The organism is Vibrio sp. WZ-1 (assembly GCF_052037695.1).
Classification (GTDB): domain Bacteria; phylum Pseudomonadota; class Gammaproteobacteria; order Enterobacterales; family Vibrionaceae; genus Vibrio.
Genome location: NZ_JBQEQR010000060.1, coordinates 28,610 through 51,924 on the forward strand (window position 1 = coordinate 28,610; position 23,315 = coordinate 51,924).

At 45.0% G+C, this 23,315-nt stretch carries 22 protein-coding genes and 8 tRNA genes; 19 read left to right on the forward strand and 11 right to left on the reverse strand.

Annotation, left to right across the window (positions count from 1 at the left end; all coding sequences use genetic code 11):
- Nucleotides 1–2: 2 nt before the first annotated feature.
- Both ACTS60_RS05945 and ACTS60_RS05950 read left to right on the forward strand, forming a co-directional pair.
- Nucleotides 3–452, forward strand: a complete 450-nt coding sequence (locus ACTS60_RS05945) for a DUF411 domain-containing protein (RefSeq protein WP_440887493.1) — start codon at nt 3–5, stop codon at nt 450–452.
- Between the two features lie 144 nt (nt 453–596).
- Nucleotides 597–827 (forward strand): PAS factor family protein, encoded by a 231-nt coding sequence (locus tag ACTS60_RS05950; protein WP_440887494.1) that lies wholly within the window; start codon nt 597–599, stop codon nt 825–827.
- A 335-nt stretch (nt 828–1,162) separates the two neighbouring features.
- On the opposite strand, the gene ACTS60_RS05955 is transcribed toward ACTS60_RS05950, so the two are convergent.
- Both ACTS60_RS05955 and ACTS60_RS05960 read right to left on the reverse strand, forming a co-directional pair.
- Nucleotides 1,163–1,819, reverse strand: coding sequence for an oligogalacturonate-specific porin KdgM family protein (locus ACTS60_RS05955; RefSeq protein WP_440887495.1), 657 nt, complete (start codon nt 1,817–1,819; stop codon nt 1,163–1,165).
- Nucleotides 1,820–2,259: 440 nt separating this feature from the next.
- Nucleotides 2,260–4,911 carry a beta-N-acetylhexosaminidase gene (locus tag ACTS60_RS05960; RefSeq protein ID WP_440887496.1) on the reverse strand — a complete coding sequence of 884 codons (2,652 nt, stop codon included), beginning with the start codon at nt 4,909–4,911 and terminating at the stop codon, nt 2,260–2,262.
- Between the two features lie 458 nt (nt 4,912–5,369).
- Between ACTS60_RS05960 and ACTS60_RS05965 the strand changes: the two genes are divergently transcribed.
- Nucleotides 5,370–6,242, forward strand: a complete 873-nt coding sequence (locus tag ACTS60_RS05965) for a TraB/GumN family protein (protein WP_440887497.1) — start codon at nt 5,370–5,372, stop codon at nt 6,240–6,242.
- A 268-nt stretch (nt 6,243–6,510) separates the two neighbouring features.
- Nucleotides 6,511–6,936, forward strand: a complete 426-nt coding sequence (locus ACTS60_RS05970) for a hypothetical protein (RefSeq protein WP_440887498.1) — start codon at nt 6,511–6,513, stop codon at nt 6,934–6,936.
- Nucleotides 6,937–7,181: 245 nt separating this feature from the next.
- On the opposite strand, the gene ACTS60_RS05975 is transcribed toward ACTS60_RS05970, so the two are convergent.
- Nucleotides 7,182–7,258 (reverse strand) — tRNA-Pro (locus tag ACTS60_RS05975).
- Nucleotides 7,259–7,518: 260 nt separating this feature from the next.
- Here ACTS60_RS05975 and ACTS60_RS05980 point away from each other — a divergent pair.
- From ACTS60_RS05980 to rluF, 3 genes are all read left to right on the forward strand, one after another.
- Nucleotides 7,519–7,659 (forward strand): DUF3149 domain-containing protein, encoded by a 141-nt coding sequence (locus tag ACTS60_RS05980; RefSeq protein WP_440887499.1) that lies wholly within the window; start codon nt 7,519–7,521, stop codon nt 7,657–7,659.
- Between the two features lie 133 nt (nt 7,660–7,792).
- Complete coding sequence (smrA, locus tag ACTS60_RS05985) at nt 7,793–8,374, forward strand: DNA endonuclease SmrA (protein ID WP_440887500.1); 582 nt, start codon at nt 7,793–7,795, stop codon at nt 8,372–8,374.
- Nucleotides 8,375–8,477: 103 nt separating this feature from the next.
- A complete protein-coding gene (gene rluF, locus ACTS60_RS05990) occupies nt 8,478–9,632 on the forward strand; it encodes a 23S rRNA pseudouridine(2604) synthase RluF (protein ID WP_440887501.1) in 1,155 nt (384 codons plus the stop codon).
- A 62-nt stretch (nt 9,633–9,694) separates the two neighbouring features.
- On the opposite strand, the gene ybaK is transcribed toward rluF, so the two are convergent.
- The 8 genes from ybaK to hemA all read right to left on the reverse strand — a co-directional run bounded on the left by ybaK (nt 9,695) and on the right by hemA (nt 17,674).
- A complete protein-coding gene (ybaK, locus tag ACTS60_RS05995; RefSeq protein WP_005438610.1) occupies nt 9,695–10,168 on the reverse strand; it encodes a Cys-tRNA(Pro) deacylase in 474 nt (157 codons plus the stop codon).
- Nucleotides 10,169–10,259: 91 nt separating this feature from the next.
- A complete protein-coding gene (gene ushA / locus ACTS60_RS06000; protein ID WP_440887502.1) occupies nt 10,260–11,921 on the reverse strand; it encodes a bifunctional UDP-sugar hydrolase/5'-nucleotidase UshA in 1,662 nt (553 codons plus the stop codon).
- A 373-nt stretch (nt 11,922–12,294) separates the two neighbouring features.
- Nucleotides 12,295–13,146 (reverse strand): 3-deoxy-8-phosphooctulonate synthase, encoded by an 852-nt coding sequence (gene kdsA / locus ACTS60_RS06005; RefSeq protein WP_012127204.1) that lies wholly within the window; start codon nt 13,144–13,146, stop codon nt 12,295–12,297.
- A gap of 53 nt (nt 13,147–13,199) precedes the next feature.
- Nucleotides 13,200–14,009 carry a SirB1 family protein gene (locus ACTS60_RS06010; protein ID WP_407832770.1) on the reverse strand — a complete coding sequence of 270 codons (810 nt, stop codon included), beginning with the start codon at nt 14,007–14,009 and terminating at the stop codon, nt 13,200–13,202.
- 5 nt (nt 14,010–14,014) lie between these two features.
- Nucleotides 14,015–14,398 (reverse strand): SirB2 family protein, encoded by a 384-nt coding sequence (locus ACTS60_RS06015; protein ID WP_010446496.1) that lies wholly within the window; start codon nt 14,396–14,398, stop codon nt 14,015–14,017.
- 40 nt (nt 14,399–14,438) lie between these two features.
- Nucleotides 14,439–15,296, reverse strand: a complete 858-nt coding sequence (prmC, locus tag ACTS60_RS06020) for a peptide chain release factor N(5)-glutamine methyltransferase (protein ID WP_440887503.1) — start codon at nt 15,294–15,296, stop codon at nt 14,439–14,441.
- Between the two features lie 3 nt (nt 15,297–15,299).
- Nucleotides 15,300–16,388 carry a peptide chain release factor 1 gene (gene prfA / locus ACTS60_RS06025; RefSeq protein WP_409576746.1) on the reverse strand — a complete coding sequence of 363 codons (1,089 nt, stop codon included), beginning with the start codon at nt 16,386–16,388 and terminating at the stop codon, nt 15,300–15,302.
- 29 nt (nt 16,389–16,417) lie between these two features.
- The gene (gene hemA, locus ACTS60_RS06030) at nt 16,418–17,674 is read right to left on the reverse strand and encodes a glutamyl-tRNA reductase (RefSeq protein ID WP_038885385.1); all 1,257 of its coding nucleotides are present in this window, start codon (nt 17,672–17,674) and stop codon (nt 16,418–16,420) included.
- 134 nt (nt 17,675–17,808) lie between these two features.
- On the opposite strand from hemA, the gene lolB reads away from it, so the two are divergent.
- The 12 genes from lolB to ACTS60_RS06090 all read left to right on the forward strand — a co-directional run bounded on the left by lolB (nt 17,809) and on the right by ACTS60_RS06090 (nt 23,255).
- Nucleotides 17,809–18,447, forward strand: coding sequence for a lipoprotein insertase outer membrane protein LolB (lolB, locus tag ACTS60_RS06035; protein WP_440887504.1), 639 nt, complete (start codon nt 17,809–17,811; stop codon nt 18,445–18,447).
- A complete protein-coding gene (gene ispE, locus ACTS60_RS06040; protein WP_440887506.1) occupies nt 18,444–19,316 on the forward strand; it encodes a 4-(cytidine 5'-diphospho)-2-C-methyl-D-erythritol kinase in 873 nt (290 codons plus the stop codon). Before lolB ends, ispE begins: the two co-directional genes overlap by 4 nt.
- Nucleotides 19,317–19,344: 28 nt before the next feature.
- The gene (locus ACTS60_RS06045) at nt 19,345–20,289 is read left to right on the forward strand and encodes a ribose-phosphate pyrophosphokinase (protein ID WP_010446481.1); all 945 of its coding nucleotides are present in this window, start codon (nt 19,345–19,347) and stop codon (nt 20,287–20,289) included.
- Nucleotides 20,290–20,440: 151 nt separating this feature from the next.
- Nucleotides 20,441–21,031: an aminoacyl-tRNA hydrolase gene (pth, locus tag ACTS60_RS06050; RefSeq protein WP_005438598.1), complete on the forward strand. Its 591-nt coding sequence runs from the start codon at nt 20,441–20,443 to the stop codon at nt 21,029–21,031.
- Nucleotides 21,032–21,041: 10 nt separating this feature from the next.
- Nucleotides 21,042–22,133 (forward strand): redox-regulated ATPase YchF, encoded by a 1,092-nt coding sequence (gene ychF / locus ACTS60_RS06055; protein WP_038885382.1) that lies wholly within the window; start codon nt 21,042–21,044, stop codon nt 22,131–22,133.
- Between the two features lie 285 nt (nt 22,134–22,418).
- Nucleotides 22,419–22,495: transfer RNA gene (locus ACTS60_RS06060), tRNA-Met, on the forward strand.
- A gap of 39 nt (nt 22,496–22,534) precedes the next feature.
- Nucleotides 22,535–22,619: transfer RNA gene (locus ACTS60_RS06065), tRNA-Leu, on the forward strand.
- 31 nt (nt 22,620–22,650) lie between these two features.
- Nucleotides 22,651–22,725, forward strand: a tRNA-Gln gene (locus ACTS60_RS06070).
- 80 nt (nt 22,726–22,805) lie between these two features.
- Nucleotides 22,806–22,882 (forward strand) — tRNA-Met (locus ACTS60_RS06075).
- 72 nt (nt 22,883–22,954) lie between these two features.
- A tRNA-Leu gene (locus ACTS60_RS06080) sits at nt 22,955–23,039 on the forward strand.
- Between the two features lie 25 nt (nt 23,040–23,064).
- Nucleotides 23,065–23,149: transfer RNA gene (locus ACTS60_RS06085), tRNA-Leu, on the forward strand.
- A 31-nt stretch (nt 23,150–23,180) separates the two neighbouring features.
- Nucleotides 23,181–23,255, forward strand: a tRNA-Gln gene (locus ACTS60_RS06090).
- The last annotated feature ends 60 nt before the right edge of the window (nt 23,256–23,315 follow it).

A 23,315-nucleotide genomic window follows, 5' to 3' on the forward strand; every position in this document is an offset into this window, starting at 1 on the left:
TTATGAAGTTGAAATTATTAACCTTTACTATGCTTGCTGCCACATCGGCTAACGTATTAGCCGCTGATGTCATCAACCACAAATCGCCATATTGCGGCTGCTGTGGCGAGTGGACTAAACACATGGAAGAGAACGGTTTCACTGTAGAAGAAAAGCTGCATGATGACATGAACGCCATCAAACGCGACTTAGGCATTAAAAACGAACAGCTTTATTCTTGCCACACGGCGGAGATTGACGGCTACGTATTTGAAGGGCACATCCCTGCAGCAGACATTAAAGCCTTCTTAGAAAATCCACCTCGCAATGCCAAAGGTCTTGCCGTTCCTGGAATGCCAATGGGCTCACCGGGTATGGAGTATGGTGACAAAAAAGACAGTTACGTTGTATACGCCTACAACGAAAAAGGCCAAGTATATGAGTACCGTCACCATCAAGGTAATGAGAAGTAACCGGTAGAGATGTGCTTCATGTTGCTTCTGAATTATTGTGAATATTCCTTTTATTAAGGCTTCGTTGTGTGACTGACTCTTGTGATTTATTGCGCTTAAATTCATAAAATACCGCTGCACCCCGTGCAATAAAAAGGACAATTTATGAAAGCACTTATCTATGACACGCTTGTTAGCCTTGCTAATCACGAACCCGAGCAACATGCGAAAATTCGCCAGAACTTATACGACCAACTCGATTTACCCTTCGATAAACAGCTAGCCCTATATGCTTGTGCACTTGGGCCAGCAAGTTCAGGAAAACTCGAGAGTAATCAGGTGATCAACAACGTTGTTGATAGTGCAGTAAAACTGCTAGAAATACCTGAACGTTAAGGTGCCTCCCGAATAAAGGTCCGCTATTCCCCTAGCGGACCTTTTTTGTCTGAATGCTTTATTTCCATCAAAAATCTACTCATTCTTGTTGGTTAAAATCACTTATAACGGTGTTAAAGATTTTGTAGGTAGAGCAACTAGCTAGCTGCAATCTTTGCCTTGTTCTAAGTGATTTTACCCGCGCTATTTTTTGAACATCCAATTAACGGAATTGGTATTCTCAAGATCCACAAACAAAAAAAACGGCCTCAACAATGTTAAGGCCGTAAGCTTACTGCATTTGGGCAATGCTAAGCTTTGATGTGCTCATAATGAATATGAACAACTAGGACTCATTAGAAACCGTAAGATGCACCAAATACGAATGCGTTGTTTGCGTTATCTGCTTGGTTACGGTACTCAAAGTAAGGTTGAACACCATTGCGTGTCCAAGTAGCGCGTAGCTCGTGATCCATCGTGTTGTCAGCGTCGCTGATCACGTATACGTTGTTGTAGCTTACCGCTAGATCTTCATTCACTACGTAACCAATACGGTTGTCAAAGCGAGTTTGGTCATCAGCTTTGCTGTCTTCCATTGCGTGGTAACGAGTACGGTTACTGATTGAAATACCGTTATCGAAGTTGTAACCGATTTTTACTAGAGGACGGTACTGAACTGTCTCACCATTGTTTAGCAAGTGGTGGTAACCCACAGCAACCCAAAGGTTGTCATTAATGTTGTAGCTTTGCTCAATACCAAGCGTAATGTATGGAGAGTTACCTAGACCTGTATCTTGGATCAAGTCATTGTCGTATTTACCAAGTGAGATGCCATCAAACTCAGTTAGTAGAGTTGTGCCAGAATCAAACGTATGGCCAGCTTCAAGTGTTGAAGTCGCGTTAGGTTGGAAGTCCGAGTGGAACTGAACGTTACCTGTTACGTAAGAAGAACCCGCGAAAGCGCTAGAAGCGAAAACAAGAGAAAGTGCACTTAGAGCGAAAACATTTTTCATAATTACTGCCTTTGTGTTTTGGGGCGGCTGCATGGGTCTTCACTGACCTTAAACCGCACTTTTTTAGGGAGTCTCCCTGACGACGGCAATACTGCTTGATTTAATTCGCCTTGAAAAATAATTAAAAAGAAAAGGTGATCGAGTTCAAACCAAAAAGAAACAATGCTAAAAATCGAATTTAAAAACAGCTATTTATGGAAAACATAAAAATAGATAAACAAAACAAAATGTGATTTCACGCAGAAAAAACTGACCGTAACAAGACCAAGTAGTTACTGAGATCACACTTCAATATCGATTCTAAAAAAACAACTTATTTATCTTTGAAAAATAATTAGACATTGATCACACTTATTTTCTGCTGTGAAATAAATAAAGCCCTCAACATAGGTTGAGGGCTTTGAGTAAGGAACAATGATTTTAGTGAATGATTAGTAGAATTACTTCACGCTGGTCACACGACTCACTTTTTCACCAGTCGCAGATAGAGAGCGGATAAATACTTCACCTTTCACATTTGGACGAGCATTGTCTGCGTAAGTTAGCCAGTTCTTGCCGTCTAAAGAGTACTGAAGCTTCACGCCAGGGAACTGTACGTTCATTGCTAGCTTGCCATCTTCTACTTTCGCACCTGGTACAGGTAGGCGGTAGTCGATACCTGATTTCTCTAGCTTAGCCAGTTCACGTTGGCCAAGTACGTTTGCAAAGCGGTTGTAGTCTTGGTTTAGCGATGTTTTATCAACTAGGTTAGAGTTTTGCGAGTACTCAACACCCACTTTATAGTCGTTTTCCCAATCTGCACGGTGCCATGCACGCTCAGCTGCAGCTAGTACGCGAGGGAATACCATGTACTCGTATTGCTCGTCGTTACGTACTGTCTCGGACCAAAGTTGTGCAGATAGGCCGTAGAAAGGTTTCGCTTCGATTTCACCTTTACCAGTAAAGCCATTGCCATCGCGATCTACAGACGTTTCTGCGTTTTGAGGCATATTCTCTGGTGCAAAGCCAAACATCTTACGAGTATCCGTTGCACGTGTTGCCCAGTAGTAACCACGCTCTTTCGGGTCAACTTCGTATGGCATATCCATGTACACGTAGTCTGGGTTAGAAACAATCACGTCGTAGCCTTTCTTAGACCACTCGTACACTGACGAAGTACCGCCCCAGTAAAGAACGTCCCAGAAGTTTACGCGAGTATTTTCTGTAGCGAACGCTTTCTCGCCGTCGCTGTATTTCAAACCATCTTGCCAAGCTTGGAAGTTTGGAATGCCTTTCTCAGCAACAATCTTCGACACTTCTTCTGCGAAGTGGCTTGGTAGGTGAGCAAAGTCACTAACTGTGCCATCTGTAATTAGCGTCTGACATTGTGGAGACTGTGCAAACGGCTTGTCTTGTTTAGACAGGTCAATCGTGCCTTTCCAGCTTACTTTGTCTTCTGCGTTAACGTCTTGGAAACCAGCACCTAGCTTGATGTTCTTCGCTTCGTCACCACCGAAGTGCCAAGTTGTTAGCGGAGCGCCAGCTTCTTGGTGCATTGCTGCTACTTCTGAAATCACCTTATCCACAAAGCGAGTTGAAGATTCCATACATGGGTTGATGAAGCTTTGCTTGTTGTAGAACTGAACCGTCGTTACGTTCGATGTATCTTGAGGATCCATCAGACGGTATTCGTTCGCTTCAGCTTCTTTACCTTCTTCCATTAGGCGGTCGTAACGAGCTTCCATTGATACTACTGCTGCACGAGCGTGAGCTGGCATATCGATTTCTGGAATCACTTCAATGTTACGTGCTTTCGCATATTTCAGGATTTCCACGTAGTCTGCTTTGCTGAAGTAGCCAGAGCCAAAGTTATCTGTAGTTGGACCAGAGCCAAGCTGAGGCAGTAAACAGCTTTTCTCTTGTGTATCAAAACAACGATTAGCGCCCACTTCTGTCAGCTCAGGCAGACCCGGGATTTCCAAACGCCAACCCTCATCATCGGTTAGGTGAAGGTGTAGTTTGTTCATCTTGTACGCTGCCATTTGGTCTAGCGTAGCAAGGATTGCGTCTTTAGAGTGGAAGTTACGAGCCACATCCACCATCACACCGCGGTAATCAAAGCGAGGTGCATCTTGAATAGACAGTTGTGGTAGAGAATTAGCATTTTGGCTATCTATCAGGCCAAAGATAGATTGTACCGCATAAAACGCACCGGCTTGGTCGAACGCTTTAATTACAATACCATCGCCTTTGATGCTCATATCATAAGCACCAGACTTTGCTAATTCACCGGTGAAGTCTGCAGGAACTAGCGTGATGCTAACTGGAACATCACCACGGACATCCACACCTACCACTTCTGCACGTTCTTGAATGGCTGCAAATTGAGCCGCATCGAATGCGTCTTTAGGCAGCGCAATACCCGCCGCGATATCTACTTTACCTTTACCCGCTTCAACGTGCATCGGTGTTGGTAGTAACGTGGTTGATACGTCTTGTTTTGCTAGGTCTTCGTTCTTCTCGAAACGAGACACAGCGTTTGCAAATACATTGTTGTCGTCTGGTGTACGTTTTAGGTTATTACCTTCAAGACCCGTCACAAAAGACGCAACATCTTCAGTATTTAGAGAAGCGATCATCTTCGGCTCTGCATTTGGTGCAGCAACAAACGCGCCTGGCATGAAGTCAGTTTCAAATAGTTGCCAGTATTCACCAACCAATGGTAGAACAACCTCTTCACCGGCCGCAAAGCCATCAAACTTATCTGTCGGTTCTAATTTATGTAGGTCACCCGTTACACGAGAGATTTTGAACTGCTCGTTGTCGACATCCAGAATCAGACGAATGCTGTGGAAATAGATAGCCCAATCTTTTGAGTCAACCGCTTCGCCCTGGTTAATCAGCGTCATGTTTACTTTGTTACAAGACGCCCACTCAGCACCCATGTCTTGACATGCAAGACCTTCATTTGCACCGTGGTTAGTCAACACTTCATATTGAATATCAAGGTTGTCAGCCAATGAGTTTACAACTTGTTGCTCAGAGTTTTGTAGTGAAGAGCAACCTGCCAATGTAGCGATAACAGAAGCAGCAATCAGACTATGTTTCAACATCTTACTTTCCCCAAAAAGTCAGTGGTTCAAAACGACATTTATCAAAAATGGTGAGCACCTAAATGCGAGGCGCTTAACAGTTGCATTCAACATACAAGTAGTTATTTCTAGGCGTAAAATTAATGGAACTAATAAGTGATCTAGCTCAAATTCAGGTTGAGGATGAAAAATATAAACATCTTAAATTCAATAAGTTAGATAACACGTCAAAATCGAATAACTTTTTTTGACGTGTTTGTTGCGATCTCAATCACGAATATTGATGGGGTTCGACTGGTTTTATAGGGTTTTGATCACTATTGGTTATTAAGTGAACCATTAACAACAAACTCAATTGAAACACTTTCGTGAATTAACTCTCACTTCTTCGCCGTTAAAACTCGTCAATATTTTTAAAAATGACGATTTTGCCGAACCGTGTTATAGATAAGGTGCATATTGAATTCGAGGAGCAAAATATGTTTCGACTCTTGTCTGTGATGTCATCTCTGATCGTCTTTTTTACTTCTTATTCGGTTCAAGCCGAGCCACAACATTGGCTAGCCAAGAAAGGCAATACGGAATACATGATTCTTGGCTCCGTTCATGTGGGTGACAAAACCATGTACCCACTGCCAAAAACGGTGACTGACTTCCTCAAAAACAGTGATGGCTTAATCATCGAAGCCGATGTTCGACATACTGAAGGGGTCACTTACCCAAAAAGCATCTTTCTCGCCAAAGATGTCTTAAATAGTGCGCAACGCAAACATCTTGCTGAAATCGCGGCAGACCTCGGTTTGCAAGAATCACAACTACTCAATTCTCCCCCTTGGTCTGCGGCATTAACGATTCAACTGTTACTGATGAACAAATTGGGATACGCATCGGATCAAGGTGTCGATATGCACTTGATTAATATCGCTGACAAAAAACATGTTCCCGTACTTCCACTAGAAACGGTTCAGTTTCAAGTAGATTTAATTGCTGGACAAAAAGACGGTGGCAAAGAACTGTTGCTTTCTTCTATTGAAGAATACGACGGCGGTGAGAAGTTAGTGCAGTGCTTAATCGATAGTTGGAAGAGCGGTGATGGTAGCACATTAGAAGAAGCGTCCATGACTGACCAATCAAGTGATGAGTTTAATCAAGCTTTCTTGTATGACCGTAACCGAGATTGGGCTGAAAAGCTTGACTCAGGAAGTGTCCTACCACAAAAGGCAGGGCAATACGCTGTTGTAGTTGGCAGTTTGCACTTGGTTGGCCACGATAACCTTATCGAACTACTCAAAAAACGCGGCTTTCGTGTTGAATCATTAGGTGACACCCAAAAAGTAAATTGTGATATTTAAACCGACTCACTTGTGATTGACTGCGTCAGATTATTTATAAATTTAGTGGGCGTTGCTTTCACAAGTCACAGAAAATGATAAGGTTACATTCACCAAAAGTATAAACACACTCAAATATTTACCCAAGTAGCCTTATGAGATGCATGGTTTAGCAAGATAACTCGGAAAGTTAAGGCTATAACACGGCTTGGTATTCTTTGCTCTAGTATCAGTGGCGATGCTCTGAGCCCTGCATTATAAAAACTATTTGGGTAAAGTAAGAATCTATATGAATACTAAAAACAGAATCTACCTATGCCTTAGCTGCGCATTAATTTCTTCGCCCATTGCCTATGCAAAGCCTTCTTGCAACATCGAGAGTATTCAATCAGTCGATATCACACCAGAAACAAAAGCTAGCGTGTTGGAAAAAGAAGACGGTCAATTATTGATCACCAAAAAAGCCATGACACGCTGTGCAAACATTACTTTCACTACCGCTCATACTCGTAATCGCATCGCTCATATGATGGTTCAGAGTTTTGAAGCCACATTCTTTGATGGCCAACAAGCGACGTCTCATTCTGTTGTTTTCGATGAGGATGACCTAAAAGCGGGTTACATCAAGATTGGCCCAAACCATCCTAAGAGCGCCTTCGTTTGCTTTACTACATCAGAGACACCAATTAAAGATATTACTTGTGATGTGAAGTAACGGGATTCGGGATTCGATTGGACTGGCATTCCAGCCCCCGCCCTCTTACTTCACGCAGCATTGCAGCTTTACCAGCCTCAAATGCAAAAAAGCCGTAGCATTTCTGCTACGGCTTTCTCTAATGTGGTCGGTGAAGAGCCATATTCTAACTTCAGGCGAACCCCATTTGGTTCAATACTATCAAAGTCTAAATTTGCTGCCGCTGAAACGACGAAAGCCTGCTCATTGAGCAGGCTTTCTAAATGTGGTCGGTGAAGAGGGATTCGAACCCCCGACCCTCTGGTCCCAAACCAGATGCGCTACCAAGCTGCGCTATTCACCGAGATGTTTAACTGAGGACTTATCCCCGTCAACGGATGCGTATATTACGGATTCTCTGCAGAGACGCAAGTGCTTTTTCAAAAAAAACGTAATGTCTTAATTCGTTTGATTATTTACTAAACACTAGCACGTAAAATGTGACTAAGAACTCACAATAAAACACACTTTATTAACCTTGGCAACATAATTGATCCAGATCAGTGTGCAAAAAAACACCACCAATTACCGTAGTCCTCGTCGGAAATATCTTGGAGGAAACATATGGACTTTTGGCTTGATCTCCTATTTGGTAATGCGGTGGGACTATCGTCAATGATAGTAATCTTTGGGGCAATTGGTCTGATGTTATTTTACGGCGGTTTCTTCATTTACAAGGTTATGAACGACAAATCTCCTCACTAGATCTCGCTTAGCTCTAGAAACGCTTTGCACCGGAGTTGGTTATTTGCCTGCTCCGGTTTTTTATTTGATCTCAATGCACTACTCCTTGATATAATCTTACTATTCCTACCCTGTTCTTTATGAGATTGCCGTTATGTCTCAAGACGACGATTTTGATCTGTTCCAACAGATGATGGGCGATGTAAAGCCTATCGACCACGACACTGCTGAGCATAAAAAAGTGCATCAAGTAACGGATGCTCAATTAGCGAAACGCGAAGCTGCAATTTGGCTCACTGAAGACGATCCTGAGTACTTGTCGATTGACCATGCAGAAATGCTCAAACCTGATGACTTTATCGAGTTCAAGCGCGATGGTGTACAAGATGGCGTATACCGCAAACTGCGCCTTGGAAAATACCCAATACAAGCTCGACTTGATCTGCACCGTAAGACTCTCAAAGAAGCACGCGATGAAGTCGTTAAATTCCTCAAACAATGTATCGAGATGGACATCCGAACGGTAGTAATCGTACACGGTCGCGGAGAACGCTCTAATCCACCAGCATTAATGAAGAGCTTTGTCAGCAGCTGGCTGCAGCAGATCCGTGAAGTGCAATGTGTACATAGTGCCCAACGATTCCACGGTGGTAATGGCGCTGTGTACGTTCTACTAAGAAAAAGTGCAGAAAAGAAAATGGAGACACGTGAACGTCATCAAAAACGTTTAGGCTAACCGGATTCTCAGTGCTAGAATGCCCGACCTTATCTCGCCTTGCTGCTTTAATTAGCAGCAGGCAGTTCAATTAACCGCCGTTGTGAAACGTTAGGAGACCTATATGTCACAAGACAACGCAAAACGCTTAAACAAATACATCAGCGAGACTGGCTTCTGTTCACGTCGTGAAGCCGATCGCCTTATCGAGCAAGGCCGTGTCACCATTAATGGGCAACAACCAGAAATGGGTACTAAAGTACTGCCGGGCGATGATGTTTGTGTTGATGGCAACCCTGTTGCAGCAAAAGAAAAGCCAATTTACATCGCGCTGAACAAACCAACCGGTATCACTTGTACCACAGAGCGCAATATCCCAGGTAACATCGTTGATTTCATCGGTCACAAAAAGCGTATCTTCCCTATCGGTCGTCTGGATAAACCTTCAGATGGTTTGATCTTCCTAACTAACGATGGCGACATCGTGAATAAGATCTTACGCGCCGGTAACAACCACGAAAAAGAATACGTAGTACGTGTCGACAAGCCAATCACGGGCGAGTTCCTGAAGCAAATGTCGAGCGGTGTGAAGATCCTTGATACGGTCACTCTGCCTTGTAAAGTGGAGAAAGAGACCAAATTCTCTTTCCGTATCGTACTTACTCAAGGTTTGAACCGTCAGATCCGTCGTATGTGTGAAGCGCTAGGCTACGAAGTTTTCAAACTGCGTCGCGTACGTATTATGAATATCTCACTTGATGGCATTCCTAACGGTAAATGGCGTTACCTAAGTGACGACGAAGTGGCAGAGATCCTAGCAATGTGTGAAGGCTCTGTGGGTACAGAAGAAGCATCAAAAACAGATTCTAGAGGCCGCAACATTCGTAAAGCGACCGATGCCAAGCTATTTGATAGCCGTGAAGAAAATCAAGATTCTACTGCTCGTCGTAACCAAAAAACACGTACGTTCCGTGGTAACAATGCTGATGAATTCCGTCATGCACCGAACTCGAAAAAAGGCCAACAACGTCGTCAACGTGATGATGAAGGTGGACGCCCAGCAAAAGAGCATTACAAAACGAAACCACAAGGTGAACGTGGCAGACCGCAAGGCGAGCATGGTAAATCGCACCGTAAACCAGATGCATCGAGCAATACGCACTCAGCAAACAAGCCTCAATCACCGAGTAAGCCTAAGCAGCATTACATGAACCCAAATGCCGCGAAGCCAAGCAAACCAGCAAAACGTTCTGGTGGCACATTGAGTCTGAAGAAGTAACACCTCACTGAATGGCAAGATCAAAAAAGGACGCTCATGAGCGTCCTTTTTTAGTCTTCAACTTACAAGCACAGCGGTGCAAATTGACCACGAGTCAAGCTCAGCAAATCTTTCGGTGCTAACTCGATTTCTAAACCACGTTTACCTGCACTCACACAGATTGTGTCTTGCTCTGTTGCGCTTTCGTGTAAAAAAGTTGGCAGCGCTTTTTTCTGACCTAAGGGACTGATCCCACCAACAACATACCCAGTGGTCTTTTGTGCGATCTCCGGATCGGCCATATCGGCCTTTTTACCCTTCGCCGCTTTCGCCGCCAGTTTTAGGTTTAGCTTTTGATCAACAGGGATAATCGCAACCGCAAGGTTCTTTGGCTCGCCGTTCAAGCAGAACAGCAAGGTTTTAAATACTTTCTTTGGATCTTGTCCCAATACTTCTGCCGCTTCTAATCCATAGCTGTCTGCTCTTGGATCGTGCTCGTATTGGTGAATGGTGTGTGTAACTTTTTTCTTTTTCGCAAGATTAATGGCCGGAGTCATCAAGATTCTCCTTATAAAACAAAAAACGCTGCCCCTAGCGAGGAGCAGCGCTTTAAGTTAATGGTATCAGCGACTTTGAGTCAATCGCTTTTTACTTATAAACCATCTCACCTGAAGGAGCGTATTCATTTACGTCAATTGGGCTATGTGACTCTAAGTACTCTTTGAGTACTTCAGCATCGGTAAAGCCTGTATTTACGTAACCTGGGTGAGTGTTTACTTTGGGATAGCCATCACCACCCGATGCGTTGTAGCTTGGTACGGTAAAGCGGTACTCGCTATCCAGACGCAGCTGCTTTTCACCAATAAAGACATTGGATACTTTGCCGTTTTCTACCGTCATTGAAATACCAGCAAACTGAGCGTAAGCACCTGAATCAACGGGTTTGGTCGCCACGACGTTGAGGTAATCCAGAACTTCTTTACCCGACATATCGACGTAAGATACCATGTTGCCAAATGGCTGAACCGTCAGCACATCTTTGTACGTGATGTCACCGGCTTCAATCGAATCACGCACACCGCCTGAGTTCATCACAGCGAAGTCCGCCTTAGCACGCTCCATATGGGCAGTTGCAATCAAACGACCAAGATTGGTTTGTTGGAAACGAACAACATTGCGGTCACCTTCCAGCTTGCCGTTAGATTCGGCAATTTTTACATTCAACTGGCCCTGACCTTTTTCTTGGTAAGGACGAAGGAAATCCAGCATTGCCGAGTCTTGTGCGATTTCATCTTGCACCAACACACGTTGAGATTCGCCGTTCACTTTGATTTTCTTCTTCAAGTTGACGGGAATCAGATCGTAGCTCACCATCGACAGTTCACCGTTGCGGAACTCGTAATCTGCACGCCCCACATACTTACCCCACTCGTACGCTTGCACTATGTAAGTCCCATTTTGCTCATCTGGCTTACATTCCTCACCCGGCTTAAAGTTCTTCTTAATGACGTTAGGACCTTCCATACAAACTGGTTCTTGTGAGTGACCACCCACAATCATGTCCAAGTCACCCTCATTTAGGTAGCGAGCCAATGCCACATCACCGGGAGCATTTACACCACGATTGCCATTTTCATAGTGCCCCATGTGCGTCACCGCAAAGATAAGATCTGGCTTTTCAGTTTGCTTCAGTTCAGCTATCAGTTTTTTCGCTTCTTGTTTCGGGTCGCGGAAGTCAACCTCACCGATGTACTCTGGGTTACCTAGTTTTGCCGTATCTTCTGTCGTAAGACCTATCACGGCAATCTTGATGCCTTGCTTATTAAACATGGCAAAAGGTTGGAACAGGCGCTCGCTAGTTTCTTTGTCGTAAATGTTGGCAGACAGCATCGGGAAGTTTGCCCATTCTTGCTGTTTGAACAGTACTTCCAGTGGGTTATCGAATTCGTGGTTACCCAGCGCCATTGCGTCGTAACCAATCTTGCTCATGCCTTTAAAATCTGGCTCAGCATCTTGTAGATCAGATTCAGGTACACCTGTATTGATATCACCACCTGATAGTAGAAGCACGCTACCACCTTCGGCTTGAATCTCTGCTCGCAGTTCATCGATCAGCGTTTTACGTGCCGCCATGCCGTACTCACCGTACTTGTTTTGCCAAAAACGACCATGGTGGTCATTGGTGTGCAATACCGTCAGTTTGTAAGTTGTGTCTTCATTCCATTCGTGTGCTGGTTGGGTTGCACATCCGGCCAGAGTAGCCAAGATAGCCGCGCTCAAAGCGGTCTTTACAATCAGGCGTTGCTTCATTGTTTTACCTTATTATTGTCCGGGTTCCACTGCATTGCGCGCCCAGCAATGAAGAAACTGTCTTCTCATTGTGCGAAAACGCGCAAACTTAGAACTAGTGTAAAACACTAATATATTGATTTCATGTTTCTGCGACGCAGTTTGCTTATGGCAAGCTAGATAGCCGCAAATCTACGCAAATTATAGACATAATCAAAGTGGTGTAAGAAAGCGAGAAGCGAGAAGCGAGAAGCGAGAAGCGAGAAGCGAGAAGCGAGAAGCGAGAAGCGAGAAGCGAGAAGCGAGAAAAGGATAATGAGGCTGAATAAATAGTCGATACAAAAATGGCCAGCGCACGGGCTGACCATTTCATTCAAACATTCACAACAATCGATTATTTGATGTCGATGTCTGCAAAGCTCTTGATTAGATCATCTAGCGATTTCATTTGTGCTAGGAACGGCTCTAGTTTGTCTAGAGGCAGTGCAGATGGGCCATCACAACGCGCTTGATCTGGGTTCGGGTGCGCTTCAATAAACAGACCTGCAATACCTGTCGCTAGACCTGCTTTCGCAAGTTCAACAGTTTGCTCACGACGACCGCCAGACGCTGCGCCCGATGGATCACGCATTTGCAATGAGTGCGTTACGTCAAAGATGATTGGGCTGCCTTTCGATGCATTTTTCATTACGCCAAAACCAAGCATATCAACCACTAGGTTGTCGTAACCCATACAAGAGCCGCGCTCACAAAGGATGATGTTTTCATTACCACATTCTGCGAACTTCTCAACAATGTTACCCACTTGGCCAGGGCTCATGAACTGAGGTTTCTTCACGTTGATCACTGCGCCTGTTTTCGCCATTGCTTCAACCAGGTCAGTTTGACGAGCTAGGAATGCTGGAAGCTGGATAACGTCAACCACGTCAGCCACTGGCTGAGCTTGCGCTTCTGTATGAACGTCAGTGATGATTTTCACACCGAATGTGTCTTTTAGTTCTTGGAAGATTTTCATGCCTTCTTCCAGACCAGGACCACGGTATGAGTGAACAGAACTGCGGTTTGCTTTGTCGAACGACGCCTTGAATACATAAGGGATGCCAAGCTTGTCCGTTACTTTTACGTAGTGCTCACAGATCTGCATAGCAAGATCACGAGACTCAAGAACGTTCATACCTGCAAATAGGGTGAATGGCTTGTCGTTAGCAACCTGAATGTCGCCAATATTAACGATTTTCTGTTCCATTTTGATTCTCTTTTGTCTGTCTTCGGCACGCCGTCTTCAGCATGCCGATAAAATTAGTGGAGCGTAACGTGCTTTTCGCTCATGGCATTAACTTGTGATTTTAGTAGCTCCGATGCCGGATCGTCAGGGCATTGGTCAATAAAGTACTGAAAATCTGAGACAGCTACCTGATGACAGTCTAGCTGCTGAAAGATGAAACCACGGTCGCGAATTTCATACGGGTCATCCGGCACAAAGGTCAACGCTAGGTTGGTGCAACGTAGGGCTAATGTATAACGCTCTTCACGTAGCATCGCGCTCTTGATGAGAGCCAACCAGCGACCAATAACGGTCGGGTTGTCCGCCTCTTCAAAGTGCTCAGGTTTCAACGTTGCAAGTGGGCCTTCTTGACCAATCAACCATGCTTGAAGAATTTTCTCACCGACATACTCACCATTGAAAGGGTTAATGTAGTCTGGTGTTTTGTGCATCCAATCCAGTTTGATCAGAAATTGAGTCGGGAATGTCACGCCTTTCATCGGAAAACCAAGGCGGTTACCCAAGTAAAGTAAGATCGCACCAAGACTTACTGGAATGCCTTTTTTACGCTCCAACACTTTGTCGATAAAGCTATTGTCAGAGATAAAGTACTCTTGATCATCGCCTTTAAAACCCCATTCATAAAAGAACAGGCGAAGAAAAGAATCAAAACGTTGTTCTTCGTCCGTCTCATGAACCAGAATCGCTTCCGCTTCTTTATAAAGGCGCTCTAGCTCTTGCTTTGCCCAATGCACGTTGGTGTCTGGGTTTACCGATTGGTTCAGTACCAACGCCCCTTCGACCAATGCCATATTGTCAAAATCTTCGTCAAAAAACTCTAGCATGACGATTACCCAAATAAGTTCGGATTTTTAGATACGGCAATGTTGGCCGCCATCACTAGCCAACCAAGTGCGCCAAAGAAAGCAAATATTCTCAGTAGCTTGTTTTTCGCCATCTTCATTGCGAAGAAGCCAAGAGCAATGTACGCAAGCACACAAGTAATTTTGTTGGTTAGCCATGGTGCTGATTCGGTAAAAGGAATAAAGCCTGTCACCATGATCAAACCAATACCAGACAGCAACAACGCGGTATCAACAATGTGTGGGAAAACTTTCAGGAAGCGATTGTTGCGTTTTGGAGAGTCCATCATCAACAACACGAATCGGATCGATAGTAACATCGCGCTCAATGCGATCGTCACTAAGTGAATATGTTTTAGAGCTACGTACATTTCTCTTCTCTTTTATAAGTTACTGCTGACTTGCTCGTTATTATTGAGGCTTGTAACAACCAAGCGTCACTCGATCATTACCACCGTAGTCTTTTTCCGTGACTACTTGTTCAAAACCAAAGTGAGTCATGATCTCACGGACCGCTTCTCCTTGGTCATAACCATGTTCAAATGCGAGCCACCCACCATCTTCCAAATATTGACGAGCATGGTCAGATATATGACGAATATCCGCTAAGCCATTTTCATCGGCGACAAGCGCTGATTTTGGTTCAAAGCGCACATCCCCTTGAGAAAGATGCGGATCTTTTTCGTCGATATACGGCGGGTTGGAGACAATTAAAGCAAACTTTGTTCCGCTAGCAATAGGTTCAAACCAGCTACCTTGGTCAAACGTCACATTTTTGATGTTTAACTGCGACGCATTGTACTCAGCAAGCTCTTTCGCCTCTTGCTTGAGGTCAACGCCCATCACTTGGCGGTTCGGCATCTCTGATGCTAATGCAAGCGCAATCGCACCTGTACCGGTACCCAAATCTAGGATTTTTCCAGTCTGCCCATACGTTTTATCCAGTGCGACTTCAACTAAACGTTCAGTGTCTGGTCTTGGTATCAACGTCGATGAGGAGACTTTAAGTGGCAAAGACCAGAACTCACGCTCACCAATGATGTAAGCCACCGGCTCGCCCGCAATACGTCGCTCTAAAAGCACATCAAACTGAGCTTGCTGCTCGGCTTCTAGTGCTTTTTCTGGCCAAGTAAGTAGATAGGTTCTTGGTTTGCCAAGGACATGGCAAAGAAGTACTGCAGCATCAAGAGAAGGCGACTCTTTGCCGCCTTCTGTCAGAATTGCCGTTGCACTTTTCAGTGCTTGCTCAATCGATTGAACTTGGCTCATCGATTAGTTGTTCTCAGCAAGCGCCGCAAGTTGGTCTGCTTGGTGTTCTTGAAGTACTGGATCAATCAAGCTTTGCAGGTCACCTTCCATCACTTCGTTCAAACGGTAGATGGTTAGGTTGATGCGGTGGTCAGAAACACGGCCTTGTGGGTAGTTGTAAGTACGGATACGGTCACTACGGTCACCAGAACCTAATAGGTTACGACGTGTGTCAGACACTTCTGCAGCACGACGCTCTTGCTCCGCTTGAACGATACGAGCAGCAAGTACCGCCATCGCTTTTGCTTTGTTCTTATGCTGTGAACGCTCGTCTTGACACTCTACCACTGTACCCGTTGGTAAGTGGGTAATACGGATTGCAGAATCCGTGGTGTTAACGTGCTGACCACCCGCGCCAGATGCACGGAATGTATCGATTTTTAGGTCTGCCGCTTTAATTTCTGGCAGATCCGCTTCTGGGATTTCCGCCATTACCGCTACCGTACATGCAGAGGTGTGAACGCGACCTTGAGATTCTGTTGCAGGTACACGTTGTACACGGTGACCGCCTGACTCAAATTTCAGCACACCGTATGCACCGTCGCCGCTCACTTTAGCGATCATCTCTTTGTAACCACCGTGTTCGGCTTCGTTAGAAGACATCACTTCGATGCGCCAGCCACGCTTCTCTGCGTACTTACTGTACATACGGAACAGGTCACCTGCGAAGATACCCGCTTCATCACCGCCAGCACCAGCACGGATTTCAAGGAAACAGTTGCGGTCATCGTTTGGATCTTTTGGAAGAAGAAGGATCTGAAGCTCATCAGCTAGACGCTCGATCGCTTCTTTTGCTTCTTTGATTTCTTCCTGCGCCATTTCACGCATTTCTTCGTCATCTTCGTTAGCCATCTCTTCAGCGGCTACAAGATCGTCTTGCGCTTGTTGGTATGCTTGGAAGCACTTAGTAACTTCTTCTAGCTGAGAATACTCTTTTGATAGAGCGCGGAATTTGTCCTGATTTCCAATTACGTCAGGATCACCAAGAAGATGTTGAACTTCTTCGTAACGTTCTACTAGCGTTTCTAGCTTAGTCAGAATTGAGGCTTTCATAGTGTCGTTTTCTTAATAAAAAGCGTGAGTTACAGATCATCCAAGCCAAGTGTCTGGCGGATAACCGTTAATTTTGCTGGTTCGCCCTGCTCTGCCGCACTTTGCAGCGCACGAGTCGGAGCGTGAATCAGTTTATTGGTGAGTTTATTACTAAGCTCGCGCAGTACTTTTTCCGGGTCTGCACCGGTTGCCAGTGATTGCAGGCTTTTACTTAGTAGGTCTTCACGAATTTCGTTGGCAGATTTACGGTAATCACGAATGCTGTCCACTGCTTGGAGTGAACGTAGCCACGTCATAAATGCCGCACTTTCTTCGCTAACGATCGCTTCTGCTTGAATCGCTTCTACTTTACGTTGTTCAATGTTGTTATCGATGATCGACTGTAAGTCATCCACCGAATACAAGTAAGCATCACTTAATTCACCGACCTGGGCTTCCACATCACGTGGAACCGCAATATCTACCAATAGCATTGGCTGATGACGGCGTTGCTTCAACGCAGTCTCGACCATGCCCTTACCAATAATAGGCAAAGGACTCGCTGTCGAGCTAATCACAATATCCGCTCTTGATAAATGATCTGGAATTTCATTCAAGCTGATCACTTCTGCACCAAACTCTTCTGCCAAACCAAGAGCACGCTCTCGCGTTCGGTTAGCAACAATCATCTTGGTACAGCCATTCGACGCTAAGTGTTTCGCCACCAATTCGATGGTTTCACCTGCCCCGACTAACAATACCGTGGAGTCAGAAAGTGATTCAAAGATGTGTTTCGCCAGTGTACATGCAGCATACGCTACTGACACCGCGTTACCACCAATGTCGGTTTCTGTTCGAACGCGTTTTGCGACTGAAAAAGTCTTTTGAAACAACTTATCAATCGACGCATCCACCGCCTGATGATCTCGGGAATCGGAAAACGCTTGTTTTACCTGACCCAAAATCTGAGGCTCACCTAGTACCAGTGAATCAAGGCCGCAAGAAACACGCATCAAGTGCTTAATCGCCGCTTGTTCTTCATGGACATAAAGACTCGGCATCAAGTCTTCTTGACTAACTTGATGGAACTGGGCTAACCAGTCGATAAGCTTATTTCGCGCTCCTTGCTTTACGTCGCAGTACACTTCGGTACGGTTACAGGTTGAAACAATCACACTACCATTAACGGCTTCATGGTCTCTGAGTTGCTCAAGTGCTGGGCCCAGTTTATCGGGTCCGAACGCCACTTTCTCTCGCAAGTCAACAGACGCTGTATTGTGATTGATTCCAATAGCAAGCAAGGACATCTAACGTGGTATCTCTGAGATCGGTTATAAAATAGGTTCAGAATTTTACTGTAAGCACGCATTTATTGAAAGGGTAAGCCGGATTTGTTTTCCTTCACTCGGCTTTTCAATGCTATAGTTGTGAGCGATTACCGATGAAACTGATTAATAAGCCATCAAACATGACCTTACGCTCCTTTCTCATCTTATTTTTTTCGAGCATTGTGCTCGCAGGCTGTAGTTCTGTCCCTGACAGCATCACTAGCGTAGAGTGGCAAGCACACGAACAGCGACTCAAAACCATTAATGACTTTCAAGCCACAGGTAAACTTGGCTATATCGCTCCCGACCAAAGACAAAGCCTCAACTTTTATTGGAAGCAATCAACAACATTAAGCCAACTCCGCTTAACTACCGTGCTAGGCCAAACCGCATTAAAACTCACCATTACTCCGCAAGGCGCGACTGTCGAAACTTATGACGATCAAGTACTCACCGCGCGTAATGCCAACCAATTAATTTATCGTTTAACTGGCTTAATGATGCCTGTTGATCACCTGCCCGACTGGCTACTCGGCTTGCCGACCAACGCTGACTCCTTTCAACTGTCATCCACCAACACGTTACAAGTTCTGGATAAACAGATTGGCTTAAACGATTGGAATATCGATTACCAGCGTTACGGTGACATTGAATGGCATAACCAGACGTTGCCTCTTCCAAACAAGCTCAAGCTAAGTACGTCTGACGTAAAAATTAATTTAGTGATCACAAAATGGAACATCACCCAATGATCGATCTTTCAACCCGCTGGCCATCACCTGCGAAATTGAATCTCTTTCTATATATCAATGGTCGCACTGAAAACGGCTACCATGAACTACAAACACTATTCCAATTCGTCGATCACGGCGATGAGCTAACCATTCAAGCGAATAACTCGGGGGAGATCAGCATTTCACCTGAGATTGAAGGTGTACCTCTGCATGATAACTTGATCTGGAAAGCCGCCACAGCACTTCAGCGTTACGCAAATTGCTCATACGGTGCACATATCGACCTAAATAAGATTTTACCAATGGGCGGCGGTATTGGTGGTGGTTCATCCAATGCAGCAACAGCGTTAGTCGCCCTTAACTACCTTTGGCAAACCAATCTCAGCGACGATCAACTAGCAGAAATTGGCTTAGCACTCGGCGCGGATGTGCCTGTATTTGTGCGCGGTTTCGCCGCTTTCGCCGAGGGTGTCGGTGAAAAGCTATCTCCTGCTCATCCAGAAGAGAAATGGTATTTAGTGGTCCGCCCAAATGTTTCCATTGCAACTGCTGACATATTCCGTCATCCAGACTTAACTCGAAATACGCCAAAACGAGATTTGGAAACACTTTTGAACGCACCAAGCGTAAACGATTGCGAAAAAATTGTACGAATGCTCTACCCAGAGGTTGATAAGCAACTTTCTTGGCTGCTACAATACGCGCCGTCAAGATTGACGGGGACAGGGTCTTGCGTATTTGCTGAATTTTCCAGCAAATATGAAGCAGAAGCTATCCTTGCACAACTCTCTGATAAAGTCTCGGCATTTGTCGCTCAAGGGCGCAATATTTCGCCACTAAAAGAGACTTTGGCTGAATACCAATCAGCCTCACACCGACCTAACTAAAACTGGACGCAAACCCGAGGTTTCCACCGTGCCTGATATGAAGCTATTTGCTGGTAACGCAACACCTGAACTAGCCCAACGTATTGCTGATCGTCTTTACATCTCTCTAGGTGATGCATCTGTTTCTCGCTTTTCTGATGGCGAAGTTGCAGTTCAAATCAACGAGAATGTTCGTGGTAGCGATGTTTTCATCATTCAATCCACTTGTGCACCGACTAACGACAACCTAATGGAACTGGTTGTTATGATTGATGCAATGCGCCGTGCTTCAGCAGGCCGTATCACTGCAGTTATTCCTTACTTCGGCTACGCTCGCCAAGATCGTCGTGTACGTTCTTCTCGTGTGCCAATTACTGCAAAAGTTGTTGCTGATTTCCTATCTAACGTTGGTGTTGACCGCGTTCTGACTATCGACCTACACGCAGAGCAAATTCAAGGCTTCTTCGATGTACCAGTTGATAACATCTTCGGTACACCTGTACTTCTAGAAGACATGCAATCTCGTGGTCTAGAAAACCCAGTTGTGGTTTCTCCTGACCTAGGTGGCGTTGTTCGTGCTCGTGCAACTGCAAAAGCACTAGGCGACATCGACATCGCTATCGTTGATAAGCGTCGTCCACGTGCGAACGTTTCTGAAGTAATGAACCTAATTGGTGACGTTGAAGGTCGTGACTGTGTGATCGTTGATGACATGATCGATACAGGTGGCACACTATGTAAAGCAGCTGAAGCGCTAAAAGAGCGCGGCGCTAAGCGTGTATTCGCTTACGCAACTCACGCTGTATTCTCTGGTAACGCTGCGGACAACATTAAGAACTCTGTTCTTGACCAAGTTATCGTAACTGACTCTATCTCTCTATCTAAAGAGATGGCAGCAACAGGCAAAGTAACCACACTAAGCCTATCTCGCATGCTGGCTGAAGCGATTCGTCGTATCAGCAACGAAGAGTCAATCTCTGCAATGTTCAACTAATTCGAACATTTCAGTTAAACTGATTTCAAAAGCACCCCTCTTTGGGGTGTTTTTTTATTTGTATCGATAAGCAGAAAATCCCTTGGTCGCCCACCGCGAGAATTCTGTGCTATCATACTGCGCTTTTTGAGATTCCAGAGAGATCCTAACCTTGACTCAACCAATCAAACTTCTTGTTGGTCTTGCTAACCCAGGACCAGAATACGCCAAAACTCGCCACAATGCGGGCGCTTGGGTTGTAGAAGAATTAGCTCGCGTTCACAACGTTACCCTGAAGAACGAACCAAAGTTCTTTGGCCTAACAGGACGCATTATGGTCAATGGCCAGGATCTCCGTTTGTTAATCCCAACCACTTTCATGAACCTGTCTGGCAAAGCGATCGCAGCACTTGCGAAGTTTTACCAAATTAAGCCAGAAGAGATCATGGTCGCTCATGACGAGCTAGACTTACCGCCAGGTGTCGCTAAGTTTAAGAAAGGTGGAGGGCACGGTGGCCACAATGGTCTGCGTGACACCATTAGCAAACTGGGCAATAACAAAGATTTTTATCGTCTTCGTATCGGCATCGGCCATCCGGGACACAAAGATAAAGTGGCAGGTTTTGTACTAGGCAAAGCTCCTGCAAAAGAGCAAGAGCTACTAGACGCCGCAGCTGACGAATCAGTGCGTTGTCTGGACATCCTAATTAAGGATGGTCTGTCAAAAGCACAAAATCGCCTCCACACGTTCAAAGCTGAATAAGGTTACTATCATGGGTTTTAAATGTGGCATCGTTGGTCTACCTAACGTTGGTAAATCAACTCTGTTTAACGCACTAACTAAAGCGGGTATTGAAGCAGCAAACTTCCCGTTCTGTACCATTGAACCAAACACTGGTGTGGTTCCTGTGCCAGATCTACGTCTAGATGCTCTAGCAAAGATCGTTAACCCACAGAAAGTTCTGCCTACCACAATGGAATTCGTAGACATCGCTGGCCTAGTTGCAGGTGCATCTCGTGGTGAAGGTCTAGGTAACAAATTCCTAGCGAACATCCGTGAAACTGACGCAATCGGCCACGTTGTACGCTGTTTTGAAAACGACAACATCGTTCACGTTGCAGGTAAAGTATCTCCAATTGAAGATATTGAAGTTATCAACCTTGAGCTAGCGATGGCTGACCTTGATTCTTGTGAGCGCGCTATCCAGCGTAACGCTAAGAAAGCAAAAGGCGGCGACAAAGACGCGAAATTCGAACTGACGGTTCTAGAAAAACTGCTTCCTGTACTAACAGAAGGTGGCATGGCGCGTACTATTGAGCTTGCAAAAGAAGAACTAGCTGCAATTGGCTACCTAAACTTCCTGACTCTAAAACCAACGATGTACATCGCTAACGTGAACGAAGATGGTTTTGAAGACAATGCATACCTAGACGCAGTACGTGAGTTTGCAGCGAAAGAAAACAACGTTGTTGTTCCAGTATGTGCAGCTATCGAATCAGAAATGGCTGAACTAGAAGATGACGAGCGTGAAGAGTTCCTAGCTGACCTTGGTATCGAAGAACCAGGCCTAAACCGCGTTATCCGCGCAGGTTACGAACTACTGAACCTACAAACTTACTTCACAGCTGGCGTTAAAGAAGTTCGTGCATGGACTATCCCTGTAGGTGCAACAGCACCAAAAGCAGCAGCGAAGATCCACACTGACTTCGAAAAAGGCTTCATCCGTGCTGAAGTTGTTGGTTACGACGATTTCATCCAATTCAACGGTGAAAGCGGCGCGAAAGACGCAGGTAAATGGCGTCTAGAAGGTAAAGAATACATCGTAAAAGATGGCGATGTTATACACTTCCGCTTCAACGTATAATTAAGTGAATGAATTCTAAACACTTCATTTACATAAAAAGCCAGCCATAGTGCTGGCTTTTTTTATGCCTTTCATAAATGACAAGAAATTAAGTCTGTTACTGTAAGCCATTTTATTTCCAGTTTTAGATCATAAACGCGCCTCTTTGTTTAAAAAGAAAGCGAACGATGGATTTTGCAGGATTTATTGAAAAAAACTGTTGACGGATCTCACTCAACTTCGCATAATGCGCGCCGTTCCCGACGACAAGGCAACTTAGCGAAGAGAACAAGAAAACATGGTTTTGGCTACGTAGCTCAGCTGGTTAGAGCACATCACTCATAATGATGGGGTCACAGGTTCGAATCCCGTCGTAGCCACCATTCCTAACTGTTCTTCTTAAAGTGCTGTTAGGAATAGATGCGGAAGTGGCGGAATTGGTAGACGCACCAGATTTAGGTTCTGGCGCCGCAAGGTGTGAGAGTTCAAGTCTCTCCTTCCGCACCATGTTTTAAGTAGTAGAAATACTACTGCCTGCAGGTCTATCGCCAAGCGGTAAGGCAGCGGCTTTTGATGCCGCCATTCCCTGGTTCGAATCCAGGTAGACCTGCCATTATTTCAAAGTGAGATTCCTTTGATAAAAAGGGTTGTCACTTAGAGCGTGAAGGTTTATATTGTCTCGCTCAAAAAGATGGCTACGTAGCTCAGCTGGTTAGAGCACATCACTCATAATGATGGGGTCACAGGTTCGAATCCCGTCGTAGCCACCATTCTTTCTTTTGAAAGACAAAATTTAGTTATTAGTTTTTACCAATTAACTGATAGCTTATAGAGTTCAAGATGCGGAAGTGGCGGAATTGGTAGACGCACCAGATTTAGGTTCTGGCGCCGCAAGGTGTGAGAGTTCAAGTCTCTCCTTCCGCACCATCTTGAAATACTCTAAACAATATATGCGGAAATGGCGGAATTGGTAGACGCACCAGATTTAGGTTCTGGCGCCGCAAGGTGTGAGAGTTCAAGTCTCTCTTTCCGCACCATATATTGAATAGTCTTTTGACTATTGCCTGCAGGTCTATCGCCAAGCGGTAAGGCAGCGGCTTTTGATGCCGCCATTCCCTGGTTCGAATCCAGGTAGACCTGCCACTATTTTGATTATTGAGTTTACTCAGTAATTATGCGGAAGTGGCGGAATTGGTAGACGCA